Source organism: Pseudomonas simiae (assembly GCF_900111895.1).
In the GTDB taxonomy this organism is placed as follows: domain Bacteria; phylum Pseudomonadota; class Gammaproteobacteria; order Pseudomonadales; family Pseudomonadaceae; genus Aquipseudomonas; species Aquipseudomonas simiae.
Genome location: NZ_FOKB01000007.1, coordinates 154346 through 168331 on the forward strand (window position 1 = coordinate 154346; position 13986 = coordinate 168331).

Consider the following 13986-nt stretch of genomic DNA (forward strand, 5'->3'; position numbering starts at 1 on the left):
CCGTCCGCCCTTCTTGCCATTGGCGCGGGCGGCGGCTAAAGCCCGGCGAATGCCGGGTTGTGACCACTTATGCCGAGGGCTGGAAATACCCCGCCAATGCCCGCAAGTCCTGCTCGTTCAGCAACCCCGCGTAATACTTCAACTGAATCCTCGCCAACAAATAGGCATGCCGCGCGTTCGCCAAATCGCGACGGGCGGTGAAGAGTTGTTGCTCGGCGTCGAGCACGTCGAGGTTGACTCGTTCACCGCCGGCCACACTCTTTTTCGTCGCAGCGACCAACGCTGTGGCGGAGCTGACCGCCATCTCATAGGCACGCACTTTCGCCGCGCCGCTGGTGTTGAGGTTGAACTGTTTGCGCAACTCCACCAGGGTGGCCGAGGTTTGCGCGTCAAGCTCGTATTGGGCCTGGGACAGCTGGTTCGCCGCCTGGCGGGTGGACGCCGATACGCCGCCGCCGGCAAACAGCGGCAGGCTGACCTGAATGCCGACGGTATTGGTGTCGTACTTCTGGTTGTAGCTGCTTTCCGAGTCGGAGTTGGTCTGGCGGCTGGTGGCATACAGGCTGACCTTGGGCAGGTGTCCTGCGCGTTTGCGCTCCACTTCATAGGACGCCACATCCAGGGCATGGTGCTGGGATTTAAGTTCCGGGTTGTTGGCCATGGCCATCTCGCGCCAGGTTTCGAAACGATTGGGCTCCAAGGGCGGTATCTCGAATTGACGCGTCAGCGGCGCCAGCTCTTCGATCTGCAGCGGTTGGCCAATGATGGCTTCCAGCTCACGCAATGCGCTGTCCTGAGCGTCCTGGGATTCGATTTCTTCAGCCAGGGCCAAGCTCAAGCGCGCCTGGGTTTCCAGCACATCGGTGCGTGTGCCTTCACCACCTTTTAAGAGGCGATCATTGAGTTGCAAGCGCTCGGCATACGCGCGCTTCTGAGCGCGGCTCAGCTCGATGCGTTCCTGGGCCAGCAACGCCTGGCTGTAAGCGTTGAGCACCCGCACCGCCAGCTCCTGGCTCTTGCCGCGAAAGCGCTCGTCGGCCATGAGCGCCTGGGCGGTGCCCTGGCGAAAACGCGCGTAGGCTTCGTAATCCAGCAGCGGTTGCTGCAAGGTCAGGGTCGACGCATAGCTGCGGTAATCACGCTCACTGGTCACATCACCCGCCGTCACTTCGGATGCGTTGCGCGAGTTGTTATAGCTCCACGACAAATTCGGTAGTAACGCCGCACGGCCGATCGCGCGGTTTTCTTCACCGCCTTCACGCTCCTGGATAGCGGCCTGAAATGTCGGATCATTGCGTAGGGCCAAGTCGTAGGCATCCAGCAAACCCAAGGCCTGCACCGCCGAGGAACAACCAAAACACACGGTAAACAACAGCGCCTTCATTCTTCCACCAGGGCCATATGGGTGCGATCCATCAAAGGTTTAAACAGGTAGTTGAGCATCGAGCGCTCGCCAGTCTTGACGAAGGTTTCCACTGGCATGCCCGGACGGATCTGCACACCGCCCAGTTGCTGCATGCCGGCCGCGCTGACTTGGGCACGCAGCGTGTAATACGGCTCGTCGGAGCGTTCATCGACCTGGCGGTCCGCCGACACCAACGTCACCTCGCCGGCCACCCGTGGTGTGGTGGATTGGTTGAACGCCGAAAACATCAGTTCCACCGGCAGGCCGGGGTGCACCTTGTCGACCATCTGCACCGGCACCCGCGCCTCCACCAGCAAGGGTTCGCCCTGGGGCACGATGTCCATCAACGCCTGGCCGGGCTTGATCACGCCGCCTTCGGTGTACACATCCAATCCCACCACCACGCCAGATGCGGGGGCGCGCACCAGGCTGTTAGCCAGTTCGAACTCGGCCGACGCCAGGCGATTACGCAGGTCGTCGCTGCGGGTGCGGGTCTCGGCCAACTGGCCACGCAGGTCCTTCTGAAAGTCTTCGCCGAGCTGTCGGATGCGCAGGCGCAGTTCCATCACCTGGCGTTGCAGTTGGCCGATGCGGCCGTAGTCCTCGGCGATGGCGCCGTCTATTTGTGAGTACAACCGTTCGCTGTCGAGCAGGCGATTGCGTGGGATGTAACCCTCACGCGCCAGCTCGCGCAGGCCCTGCAACTGCTCATTCAACGCGGCGCGTTGGTGGACTTTGCTCGCTTGCGAATCCCGCGTGCCACGCAGTTGCGCCTCGGCCCCGGCGATGGTTTCGCGCAGGCCTTGTTGCTCGGTGGCCAATGCCTGGGCGCGGCTATTGAACAGCTGCCGTTGCAGGCTCAGCGTGCCCGCCGCCTCCGGGTCGTTGAGCAACTCAGGCCCGAAACGGATCGCCGACAACCCTTCACTTTCCGCACTCAAGCGCGCTTCGCTGGCCAGGGACGCCAGGTACTGGCTGCGCAGAGACTGCATCTGCGCGCGCAACGGGGTTTCCTTCAAGCGCAGTAACACCTGGCCGGCGCTGACCACGTCACCGTCGCGCACGTCGATACGCTCGACGATGCCACCGGCAGGATGCTGCACGGTCTTGCGATGACCCGAGACCATGACCTTACCCGGCACCGCCACGCCCTTGTCCAACGGCGCCAGCGCGGCCCAACCAAGGAACCCGGCAAAACCACCGAGCACCAACAACCAGCCCAGGCGCGAGTACTGTTTGTCATCCAGCGCCAGGACGTTGTTAGGCGCTTCGCTGACCAACACGGGTTTGCTCTGGTTCATGCCTGTTTTCCTTCACCGAGGCGGTAGCTCATGCTCATGGTCGATACCGGCTTGGCCGCTGCCGGTTTCTGCCGTGCCTCCAGCACGCGCGCCGTCGGCCCGAAGGCTTGCATCTGGCCGTCCTTGAGGATCAGCAGCTGGTCCGTCAGGCTTAGCACGTTGGGTTTGTGGGTGATCAGGATGATCGTACGACGCTGCTGCTTGAGCTGGGCGATGGCCCGGAGCAGGGCGTGTTCACCGCTTTCATCAAGGTTGGCATTGGGCTCATCCAGCACGATCAGCGCAGGCAGGCCGTACAACGCACGGGCCAGGGCGACGCGTTGTTTCTGGCCGCCGGACAGCCCGGCGCCGCCCTCCCCCAAGTGCGTGTCGTAGCCTTGGGGCAGTTGCAGGATCAGCTCATGTACGCCGGCCAGTTGCGCGGCAGCAAAGACTTTGTCGGCGTCGACTTCAGCAAAGCGCGCGATGTTCTGCGCGATGCTGCCGGCGAACAACTGGATGTCTTGCGGCAGGTAACCGATGTGCGGGCCCAACTGCTGTTTGTCCCACAGCGCCAAGTCGGCACCGTCCAGCCGCACCTTGCCGGCCAGGGGGCCCCAGGCGCCCACCAGTATCCGAGCCAGGGTGGACTTGCCGCAGCCAGACGGCCCGATCACGCCCAGGACTTCGCCTGCTGCCAGGGTGAAGCCCAGATTAGCCAACGCCGGCCGACGGCTGCCAGGGGCACAGGCGCTGATCTGTTCGACGCTCAGTTGGCCTTTGGGCACCGGCAGCGTCATGCGCTCAGGGCGCGCGGGATTAGCCTCCAGCATCTGCGACAACCGATCGAAGGCCAGGCGTGCCGAGCCCCATTGTTTCCACACGCCGATCAATTGGTCGATAGGGCTCAGCACACGGCCCATCAGGATCGAACCGGCAATCATCATCCCGGGCGTGATATCGCCCTGCACTGCCAGCAAGGCGCCCAGGCCCAGTACCAGGGATTGCAACGCCAAGCGCACACCCTTGGACCAAGCGGTGACGGTCGCCGTCTTTTCACTGGCCAGGTTCTGCTGCGCCAAAAACGCCTGATGCTGACCGAACCATCGGGCACGCAAGGTGGCAAGCATGCCCATGGCTTCGATGGTGTCGGCATTGCGCAGGTTGGCCGTGGCTTGCTGGCTGGCGTTGATGGACAGTTGGCTGGCCAGGGCCATGGGCGCCTGGCTGACGTGATGGTTGACCCACGCCAGCACGATCAACAACACCGCCCCGACCAGGGCCAGCAGACCCAGCCAGGGATGGAACAGGAAAATCACCAGCAGGTACACCGGAAACCACGGCGCATCGAAGAACGCGAACAACGCCTGGCCGGTGGCGAACTGGCGCAGCGTGGTCAGGTCATGCAGCGCCTGGCCCGCCGCCTGGGTGCCGCCCTTGAGTTGCGCTTCGAACGCGGCGTCGTACACCCGCTGGTTCAAGCGCATGTCCATCTGCGTACCGAGTCGAATCACCACCTGGCTGCGCACCCATTCCAACGCGCCCATCAGGCCGAACAGGCCGAGGATCATCAGCGTCAGCATCAACAGGGTCATCTGGTTGCCCGAGGCCAGCACCCGGTCGTACACCTGCAGCATGTAAAGCGCCGGCGCGAGCATCAGCAGGTTAATCACCGCCGAGAACAGGCCGATGTTGAAGAAGCCACTTTTATAGGCCTTGAGGGCGGCCAGGGTTTCGTTGCCGGCGTGGCGCATCTGGGGATTCTCATGGGGTTGAGCGGGCAGCGCCGCGTTGACAGGTAAAACGGCGCTGCGCAGAATTCGGCACCGCCGTCGCTGAAGAAATAGAAGGCTTGGGCGACGGCGGTGTAATGCGGCGAATGGGAGAGCGATCTTCCATTCGCTTTTTTCTTCGCGTCAGGCGGCCAGGGCGAAGTCCTGAGGCACGTCTTGCACGCCCACGAGCGCCACGTCGGAAGCCGCGACCGAAGCCGAGTCCACATGGGCCACACCGGCGGCAGCCAGTTGGTCGAACGTCGAGTTGATCGACAGGTTTGGATCGATGTCCTTGAGCAGGGAGTCGATCGCCGAAGCCAGTGCCGAGCTGTCGCCGCTCATCAGGCCGTACACGATTTTGTGTACCTGGCCGTCACGGCCTTCGGACTGCAGGCTCGACAGGCCCAGGTTGGCGAAGCTGACTTCCTGCTCGCCGAGGGCGTAGCTACCGCCGGCAGCGCCGCCCGTCAGGACAGTGCCCAGGTCCAGGGAGTCGATCGAACCCCACAAGGTGTGCGACGGCGGATTGAACAAGGTGTAATGCAGGTCACCGTTAGCGACCACTGCTGCGTTGCTGACAGTGCTCGACACACCGTATTGGGTGCCGTCGAACGGGCCAGGATTGAAACCACCGGTGTTCGAACCCTCTTTGACCGAACCTTCACGGTGGTTCAGGTCACCAAAGTAAGCCGACCAGTCGCTCAGGTACTCGGCAACGGTGCTAGCGGCGTAGGTCGTGCTGTATGAAATAGAAATGCTCATGCAAAACTCCAAGTCATGGGGTGGTAACTCCACAGCAGGCCAGTGCATGCTGTGGTTTTGCCCGTCACTGGGCAAAATCGGTCAGAATTGATATTCGACAGTGCCCTGCAACGTGCGCCCACGCCCCAGGGTAAAGGCCAACACGTCGCCCAGCGGCACCAGATAGGCACGGTCGGTGACGTTTTCCATGGCCAGGCGCAGGGTCAACTGGTCAGTGGCGCGGTAGCTGCTGAAAAGGTCATAGACCGTGTAGGGCTTCCAGTCGGCCGGATAAACGCCGGTCTGCGAAGTGGTCACGCCGACGCCACCTTTTACGTAGTAACCGCCGCTGTAGCGGGCGCGAACGCCTACGTCCAGTTTTCGCTCGAAGAAGCGTGCCCCCAGCGTCGCGGTGCCACGGTCCATCGGCATGTGCTCGGAGGAGCCCAGGATTGCACTGCAGCCCTGCCCCGCATTGGCCACGTCGTCCGGCACCATCGCGGTGACTGGCGCCCGGCTACCCGGCCCTTTCTGGATCTTGGTGACCCCCCCCAGCCACGCGGTCTTGCTGCAGAACCTGTTGCTGCCGAGCATCCGCGTGTAATTGAACTGGCCATAGGCAAAGCCGGCGTCGTAATCCAGTTGGTACTCGAGGCCGCGAAAACGCGTGGTCTCCAGGTTGTTCACATACGCCGCATTGCCGATATTGGCGATGCCATAACCGGGCGGCTGTACGCCCAGCGCCATATAGGAGAAGTCATCCACGCGGGTGTTGAAATACGACACCTTCATGCCCGCGCGATCATCGGCGAACAACAGGTCTTCCTTCAGCACATTGAAGCCCACCTCCCAGGCGGTGGACGTCTCCGGCTTCAAAAACGGGTTGGGGAAAATCGACTCCGAGCCCCCGCCATGGGGCCTGCCGCTCACCAGGGTTTCGGTGACGGCCGGCGGGCGCCAGCCCTTGCCGTAGGTGGCGAAGAGTTGCAACCAATCCACGCCTGGCTTGATCGACAGGCCGAAGGTCGGCGAGAAATGCCCCTCTTCCCGATCCACGTCATAAGTCATGGGCAAGCCGACTTGACGAGTAGTGCCAATAATAAACGTCCGGGTGTTCAGGCCCGTCTCGCCCCGCAGCCGATAGCGGTCGTAGCGCAACCCAGCGTTGAGGTTCAGCCAATTGTCATAGTCGTAATCCAGGCGCGTGAACAGGCTGCCCATCGCCCGATCACCTTTGGGCGTGACGCTCTCTGCCGCCGAGGCCGTCACTGCTGAATCGCTGGCGACCATCTGGTTCGAGTCCGGGCGGACCTTGTCGTAGAAAAACTCCAGGCCATAGTTGGCCTTGATCACGGACAGTTCACTCAAGGCAAAGGTCGACATGTTCTGTGCCTGGAAACCATAGGTGTTGGTCTGGTACGTGACCTCGTAACCCTTGCTGCTGCCACGGGTCAGCGTGGATTGATCGTTGCGGGTATCGACGTAATAGAGCTTGGCCTTGAAATCGATCAGCGGATTGTCCGGCGTGTAGCTGTAGTCCAATGCGACGTTCTGCGCCGTGACATCGCTGCTGCCGAGCTTCTCCCATAACTGGGCTTTTTCAGCGCTCATCATGTTCACGTCGTCGTAGCCGACTGCGGTCGTCAGGTAGCTCAGTTGCAAACGCTGGTCCACGGGCAAGTTGATACCGAGCTTGAGCAGGCGGGAGCGCATCACCGAGCCCGAATAGGCGACGGTGGTGTTCTTGATCCGTTCCTGACTGTTCGGCAGGAAGGACGTGCCGGTGCGCAGATCGCCGATACTGCCTTTGGTGCCAGGGTTGTAATCGCCGAGGTGACGCTCACTGGCAGCCAGCAGCATGTCCCAAACGTCGGTGCCCACGGCAAACGCCGAGCTGCCGATAAAGTGCGTACCGTTGCTGCGCCCGCCCAGCCCAGTGGTCAAACGGATGCGTCCGCCGATTTCCTTGCCGTCCTTGAGCAGATCGGCGGCTTCCACGGTGCGAAAATTCGCCACCCCGCCGATCACCCCAGCGCCGCCCATCGTGGAGGTGGCGCCCTTCTCTATCACCACCTCAGACAGCAACTCCGAGTCGACATACAACGTGCCATTGCGTTGCTGGTGGCCGCTTTGTTGATAGTTCTGACGCATGCCGTCCACTGACATGTTGACCCGGCCGTAGTCCTGGATGCCGCGAATATTCACCGACAAGCCAGGGTCTTGCTGGCTGACCGCCGAGTAGACGCCCGGCGCCTCCTCCAGCATTTCAGCGGCATGCCGCGGTGGGTTGCGATCCAGTTGCTCGCGCCCGACCACACTCACCGAACGTGGCGTTGAATACACCCAGTCGTTGGGGTGCAGGCCGGTGATCGTGGTGGTGGCCAACGCCAGCGCAGCGCCACTCTGCTCGACGCGGGTCAGGGTGACTTGACGCTCGCCGTTGAAGCGATACTCCACCGGTGCATTGCCCAGCAACCGCGCCAACCCTTCCTGCACGCTGTACTGACCGTTCACCGTCGTACTCTGCAAACCTGCGAGCCGCTGGCTGTCGAACAACACTTGCAGGCCGGCCTGATCGGCAAACGCCAGTACGGCGCTGCCCAGGGACTGCGCAGGGATATCAAGCATCAGCACGGCAGGTTGCGCAGCCTTCACCGCAGGTTGCGCGGCGTACACCGGGGCCGCTGCAGCGAACAGCCCCACGTGGATGGCCAGGGCTAACCGGCTAACGGTGATACGCCCCTTGTTGAGTGCTGACATTTCTGAGGTTCCCTGCGCTAAGCGTTTTTTGTTTATGCGAATGCTTCTCACCTAGCAAGACGTGCGACGCGCAGGAAGTCAGTAAGACTTTTTCGAAAGTTTTTTTCTGCAGGCAAACAAACCTGTAGGAGGGTCAATAGATCAGGCTGAGGCCTGCCAGGTCCAAGCGTTGCACTTGCAGTTCCTGGGTGAGGGTACCGAGGGCGGTGTCGAGCATGTCGAGTCGAAACACGCCACTGACTTCGCGATCGCCCAGTGCCGAATCGGTGAGCACCACGCGTCCGGGGCGGTAACGGTTGAGTTGCTCGATGACTTTGGTCAAGGGCTGGCGATCAAAGATCAGCACACCGCGTCGCCAACTGGTGGCGCGTTCTACATCGAGCTGTTCCAGGGGCACGATGCCTTCCTGGAGGTTGTAGCGCGCGGCCAGGCCGTCCTTGAGCACCCGGTCGGCCGGGCCCTTTTTCGGGATGGCCTGCAGGGAAACCTCGACACTGTGTTCGAGCACGCCGACCCACGCCTGGCTATCGCCTTCGCGTTCCACCACAAACCGCGTGCCCAGCGCCCGGGTCTGCCCCCCGGCGCTCTGCACCACGAACGGCCGGGTTTCCTCGCCCACCATCGGCGCCACATCAAAGATCGCCGAGCCCTGGAGCAGGCTGATACGGCGCTGCACACCGTCGTAGTCCAGGCGGATGGCACTGCCGGAGTCCAATTCCACCTTGCTGCCATCGGCCAGGTGGACGGTGCGCACCTCGCCTTTTTCGGTCATGTAGTCGGCTTGCATACGCAGCAACACGTCCGGCCCACGCACCCAGCCGACGCCGGCCACCACCACGACCAATGCAATGGCCGCCACACGTTGCCACGGCCTTCGCCGTTTGGAGCGCCGCGCAGGCAGGGCCGCCGCCGACGGACGTTGACGGTGCACCGGTTCTTCCTTGTACACGTCGCCCAACGCCGCCCACGTTTGTTCGGCAAAGCGCAATGCCGCTTCATGGCGGCTGTCGCAGGCGATCCAATGCTGCAGCTCGGCCTGTTCCTGGTCGGTCAGGGCACCGGCGTGCAAGCGCACCGCCCACTCGGCGGCCGCCTCGGTAATGCTGTGCTGTTGCGGACCCTGGCTATTCACGTGTGAATCTCGAATTTTTCATTATGTAACGCTGTGACGACTGACCTGGCGTTTTTCGGTAATTCATTCGTCGGATGGCGCCACCTCGCCGTCCTGCAAGCGCTGCATCACGTAAGCCAACGCCTTGGCCAGGTGCTTTTGTACGGAGCTGTCAGAGATGTCCAAGTGCCGGGCGACCTGGGCGTGGGTCATGCCTTCGATACGGTTGAGGCGGAAAATCTGCTGGGTGCGTTCCGGCAACTCCGCCAGTGCCTGCTTCAATGCCTGTCGCTGTTGCTGCGCCATTGCCTGAGCCTCCAACCCGGCCACTTCATCTTCAATCTCGGCCAGCGCCTCATGGGGCACGGCGTCTGTCTTGCGCCGCGCTTCCTGACGAATATGGTCGATCAGCAGATTGCTCGCCGTCCGATAGAGATAGCCCTGGGAGTTGTCGATGCGCTCGCCGGCCGGCTTTTCCGCCAGGCGCAGGAAACTCTCCTGTACCAGGTCTGCGGCCAACTGCGGGTCCCGTACCTTGCGCGCCAGATACCCGCGCAGGGTATCGGCATGCTTGAGAAACAGGCCTTTGAGATCCACGTCCGACAAACCGACTCCCTGGAATGTTAAGGAAACAGGCGGGCATCTTAAGCGTTGTCGAGAATGATTTTCAATTGATATCTAATCTGATCCGCCCGTATGAAAGGCCTGATTAACAGTTCGATAATCGAACACATCCACCGCCACCGATTGACCAAATTAACCATCCGGTACATTTTACCTCCACAACGAACAATAACTGTGGAGACCCCCTAATGCCGCCTATCGTGCTGGTGCTCAACGGCCCCAACCTCAACCTGCTCGGTACCCGCGAGCCCGCCACCTACGGCCATGAAACCCTGGCCGATGTCGCCGCGCTGTGTGGCCGCAGTGCCGAACAGCTCGGGCTGAAAATCGAATTTCGCCAGACCAACCACGAAGGCGAACTGCTCGACTGGATCCACGGCGCCCGCGCCCGCTGCGCCGGTATCGTGATCAACCCGGCCGCCTGGACCCACACCTCGGTGGCGATTCGTGACGCGCTGGTCGCCAGCGAAGTGCCGGTGATCGAAGTGCATCTGTCCAACGTGCATGCCCGCGAAGCGTTCCGGCATCACTCGTTTGTGTCGCCCATCGCCAAGGCCGTCCTCGCAGGCTTCGGTAGCCATGGCTACCACCTGGCACTTGAACACTTCAGCCAGCTGTTAAAAGGGTCGGCCCGATGAAACCGCGCATTCTCGCCGGCCTGATCGGCGCCGGCATCCAGGCCTCCCGCACACCCGCCCTGCACGAACAGGAAGGTGATGCCCGGGGCCTGCGCTACCTGTATCGCCTGATAGACCTTGAGCCGCTGCACCTGGACACCAACGCCCTGCCCCACCTGCTGGACGCGGCCGAGTTGATGCACTTCACCGGCCTGAACATTACCTACCCGTGCAAGCAGGCCATCCTGCCGTTGCTCGATGAACTGTCTGACGAGGCTCGCGGCATTGGCGCGGTCAACACCGTGGTGTTCAAGGACGGCAAGCGCATCGGTCACAACACCGACTGCCTGGGGTTTGCCGAAGGCTTTCGGCGCAACTTGAAGGATGTGGCACGCCAGCGCGTGGTGCAGATGGGCGCCGGCGGTGCGGGCGCGGCGGTGGCGCATGCGCTGCTGGGCGAAGGTGTGCAGCAGTTGAGTATTTTCGACGTGGACATCAGCCGCGCCCGCGACCTTGTGGATAACCTCGCGCAGCGTTTCGGCACGGGTCGCGCTCAAGTGGGCAGCCAACTGGAAAATGCCATGGCCGAGGCCGATGGCCTGGTGAACACCACACCGATGGGCATGGCCAAGTTGCCGGGCACACCGGTTCCGGCCACCTTGCTACGCACAGAATTGTGGGTGGCGGAAATCGTGTATTTCCCACTGGAAACCGAACTGCTGCGTGATGCCCGTGCCTTGGGTTGCCGTACGCTGGATGGCGGCAACATGGCGGTGTTTCAGGCGGTGAAGGCGTTTGAGTTATTCAGTGGGGAAGTGCCGGATGCGCAGCGGATGCTGGCGCACTTCCAAAGCATGAATACCTGACAGAAGAAACCAAACCCAAAGGTGGGAGCGGGCTTGCTCGCGAATGCGGTGTTTCAGTCACGATTCAGTTGACTGACCCACCGTATTCGCGAGCAAGCCCGCTCCCACAGGGACTGCACTCCGCCGTGCGTACTCAGGCCTGCAAGTAACGCATCACTGAATCACAAATCATGTCCCGATGCCGCTGTTTAACCGCCTCATCCGACAGCTCGATCTGAAAGATCTCACTGAACGTATGGCGGTTGGACACGCGGTAAAAGCTGAACGAGTTGATCAGCAGGTGCACGTCCAGCGGCTCCAGTCCCTCGCGAAACAACCCCAGCTCAGCCCCACGGCGCAACGTCGCACCCAGCGCTTCCAGGATGTTGCTGTTCATCGCCTTGATCGAATCCGAACGCTTCACGTACTCGGCATTGTGGATATTTTCGATGCTGACAATGCGCACGAAATCCACGTTCTGGTCGTGGTGATCAAAGGTGAATTCCACCAGCCGCCGGATCGCCTCACGGGGTTCCAGCGCGGTGAGGTTCATGCGGGTTTCGGTCGTGCGAATGTCGCCGTAGAGCTTCTCCAGCACCTCGACGTACAGCTGCTCCTTGCTGCCGAAGTAGTAATAGATCATGCGCTTGGAGGTGTGGATGCGCTCGGCGATCGCGTCCACCCGAGCGCCGGAAAGGCCCTGCTGGACAAACTCGACGATGGCTTCCTGGAGTATGTTTTCGCGGGTCTTTTCCGGATTGTTCTTACGACTCTTGCGGGGTGCCTCGGTGGTCATGGTGCGCTCACGGCCAGTGTTATGCAGGCCGTGATTATGGGCCGCGATGCTGCCTGAAAGAAAGCACCTGACCCAGCGTTATAAACGCGCCTGGCGTACCGCGCCGCTGCGGGATTTGGCCATCGCGGCCAGGCGCACCGCCACATTGGCCGCGCCATAGCCGGCATAGCCGTTCTTGCGCTGGATGATCTCGAAGAAAAACCGCCCTTCAAAGGGTTCGGTGTACACATGAAACAACTCGCCCCCCTGAGCGTCGCGGTCATACAACACGTTGTAGTACGCCAACTCGCTGAGGAACTCGTCGTCGAAATCAAAACGCGCCGCCAGGTCGTCATAGTAGTTGAGCGGGATATCCAGCAGCGGCACACCCGCCTCTTTGGCGCGGCGCACTTCGGCGAAAATATCCGCGCAGTCGAAGGCAATGTGGTGCACGCCCGAGCCGCGATAGCTCGACAGCGCATGGGAAATCGCAGTGTTGCGGTTTTCGGAGATGTTCAGCGGCAGGCGGATCGAGCTGCAACGGCTACGCAGCGCACGGCTTTTCACCAAACCATACGGGTCGGGCAGCACCACTTCGTCGTCGGCTTCAAAGTCCAGCAGGCTCTTGTAGAACAGCACCCAACTGTCGAGGCTGTCGGCCGGCAAAGCCATGGCCATGTGGTCGATGCGCAGCAAGCCGCCGCTGGATGATGCGGCGGGCTGCAGGTTGAAGTCGGTGTCGTACAACCCGCCTTCGCTCGGATCCACCAGATAAATCAGGCTGCCATCCGGCGCGCGCACCGCCGCCAGTTCCAGCTCGTTAGGCCCGACCAGGCCGCGATACGGCTGGCCTTTGTAAGCCATCGCGCGCTCCAGGGCCTTGGCGCTGTCCTTGACCCGAATCGCGGTGGCGCACAACGACGGCCCGTGGGCCTCAAAAAAGTTGTGGGCAAACGAATAGGGCTCGCAGTTGAGGATCAGGTTGATATCGCCCTGGCGCAACAGGCTCACGCTCTTGGAGCGATGCTGCCCGGCCTTGACGAAACCCAGGCGTTCCAGCCAGTAGGTGAGCTTGGCGCCGAGGCTTTCGTCCACGGCAAATTCGAGGAACTCGATGCCGTCGTATTCACTGGCCGCCGGGGTGTCGAACAGGATATCGAGCGGTTGTGCAGGAGCCTCCTGCTGCAGGCGCTCGCGGGTTTTCTCTTCCAGGTACAGCAAGGAGCGCAAGCCATCCGCCGCATTCGCACGGGTCGGCGCAGCGCGGAAGCCGTCGTTGAAAATTTCCAGGGACAGCGGCCCGGTGTAACCGCTCTTGATGATCGGCGCGAGGAACCCTGCCAGGTCGAACTCACCTTGGCCGGGGAAGCAGCGGAAATGTCGGCTCCACTCCAGCACGTCCATGGCCAGGATCGGCGCGTCGGCCATTTGCACGAAGAAAATCTTGTCGCCGGGAATCTCGGCGATAGCACTTGGGTCGCCTTTGAGGGAGAGGGTGTGGAAGCTGTCGAGCAATACGCCGAGGTTAGGGTGATCAACCTGACGCACCAGGTTCCACACCTGTTGCCAGGTATTCACATGCTTGCCCCAGGCCAACGCTTCATAGCCAATGCGCAGGCCACGACGGCCAGCGTGTTCGGCGAGCAGGCTCAGGTCATCGAGCAAGATACGCTCGTCCCCCACGCAGTCGGCCGAGGCATTGCTGCACACCAGCACCAGGTCGGTGCCCAGTTCCTGCATCAAGTCGAATTTGCGTTCGGCGCGTTCCAGGTTGCGTGCCAGGCGGTCACGGCGGCAGCCTTCAAAGTCGCGGAACGGCTGGAACAAGGTGATGGCGATGCCCAGATCGGCGCACATCTGCCTAACTTCGCGGGGGCTGCCGTCGTAATACAACAGATCGTTTTCGAAGATTTCTACACCGTCGAACCCGGCGGCCGCGATGGCTTCGAGTTTTTCCGGCAGGGTTCCGCTCAAGGAAACGGTGGCAATAGAGCGTTGCATGGGCGACTCCCGGCGTTTGAGGCTGGTCTTATTTACGGCAAATTATTGGCCG

The 13986-nt window shown here is 61.7% G+C and carries 11 protein-coding genes; 2 read left to right on the forward strand and 9 right to left on the reverse strand.

Annotated elements, in window-relative coordinates; all coding sequences use genetic code 11:
* Positions 1–67 precede the first annotated feature (67 nt).
* From BMZ57_RS21110 to BMZ57_RS21140, 7 genes are all read right to left on the reverse strand, one after another.
* Positions 68–1384 (reverse strand): TolC family outer membrane protein, encoded by a 1317-nt coding sequence (locus BMZ57_RS21110; RefSeq protein WP_010206704.1) that lies wholly within the window; start codon positions 1382–1384, stop codon positions 68–70.
* Positions 1381–2706, reverse strand: coding sequence for an HlyD family type I secretion periplasmic adaptor subunit (locus BMZ57_RS21115; RefSeq protein ID WP_069673137.1), 1326 nt, complete (start codon positions 2704–2706; stop codon positions 1381–1383). The genes BMZ57_RS21110 and BMZ57_RS21115 overlap by 4 nt, the downstream gene beginning before the upstream one ends.
* On the reverse strand, positions 2703–4439 hold the full coding sequence (locus BMZ57_RS21120; protein ID WP_047543381.1) for a type I secretion system permease/ATPase: 1737 nt from the start codon (positions 4437–4439) through the stop codon (positions 2703–2705). The genes BMZ57_RS21115 and BMZ57_RS21120 overlap by 4 nt, the downstream gene beginning before the upstream one ends.
* A 162-nt stretch (positions 4440–4601) precedes the next feature.
* The gene (locus BMZ57_RS21125) at positions 4602–5222 is read right to left on the reverse strand and encodes a heme acquisition protein HasA (RefSeq protein ID WP_021492947.1); all 621 of its coding nucleotides are present in this window, start codon (positions 5220–5222) and stop codon (positions 4602–4604) included.
* A gap of 81 nt (positions 5223–5303) precedes the next feature.
* Positions 5304–7961, reverse strand: coding sequence for a TonB-dependent receptor (locus BMZ57_RS21130; RefSeq protein ID WP_069673136.1), 2658 nt, complete (start codon positions 7959–7961; stop codon positions 5304–5306).
* Between the two features lie 133 nt (positions 7962–8094).
* Complete coding sequence (locus BMZ57_RS21135) at positions 8095–9093, reverse strand: FecR family protein (RefSeq protein ID WP_069673135.1); 999 nt, start codon at positions 9091–9093, stop codon at positions 8095–8097.
* A gap of 63 nt (positions 9094–9156) precedes the next feature.
* Positions 9157–9678: an RNA polymerase sigma factor gene (locus tag BMZ57_RS21140; protein ID WP_010206716.1), complete on the reverse strand. Its 522-nt coding sequence runs from the start codon at positions 9676–9678 to the stop codon at positions 9157–9159.
* Between the two features lie 206 nt (positions 9679–9884).
* Here BMZ57_RS21140 and aroQ point away from each other — a divergent pair, with 206 nt between their 5' ends.
* Together aroQ and BMZ57_RS21150 are read left to right on the forward strand one after the other, a co-directional pair.
* Positions 9885–10334, forward strand: coding sequence for a type II 3-dehydroquinate dehydratase (aroQ, locus tag BMZ57_RS21145; protein ID WP_010206717.1), 450 nt, complete (start codon positions 9885–9887; stop codon positions 10332–10334).
* Entirely contained in the window at positions 10331–11179 is an 849-nt protein-coding gene (locus tag BMZ57_RS21150; protein ID WP_069673134.1) for a shikimate dehydrogenase, read from the forward strand. Before aroQ ends, BMZ57_RS21150 begins: the two co-directional genes overlap by 4 nt.
* 133 nt (positions 11180–11312) lie before the next feature.
* Here BMZ57_RS21150 and BMZ57_RS21155 read toward each other — a convergent pair whose 3' ends face one another.
* Both BMZ57_RS21155 and quiC read right to left on the reverse strand, forming a co-directional pair.
* Complete coding sequence (locus BMZ57_RS21155) at positions 11313–11954, reverse strand: TetR/AcrR family transcriptional regulator (RefSeq protein WP_010206720.1); 642 nt, start codon at positions 11952–11954, stop codon at positions 11313–11315.
* Positions 11955–12032: 78 nt separating this feature from the next.
* Positions 12033–13934, reverse strand: coding sequence for a 3-dehydroshikimate dehydratase QuiC (gene quiC / locus BMZ57_RS21160; RefSeq protein WP_010206721.1), 1902 nt, complete (start codon positions 13932–13934; stop codon positions 12033–12035).
* Positions 13935–13986: the final 52 nt, after the last annotated feature.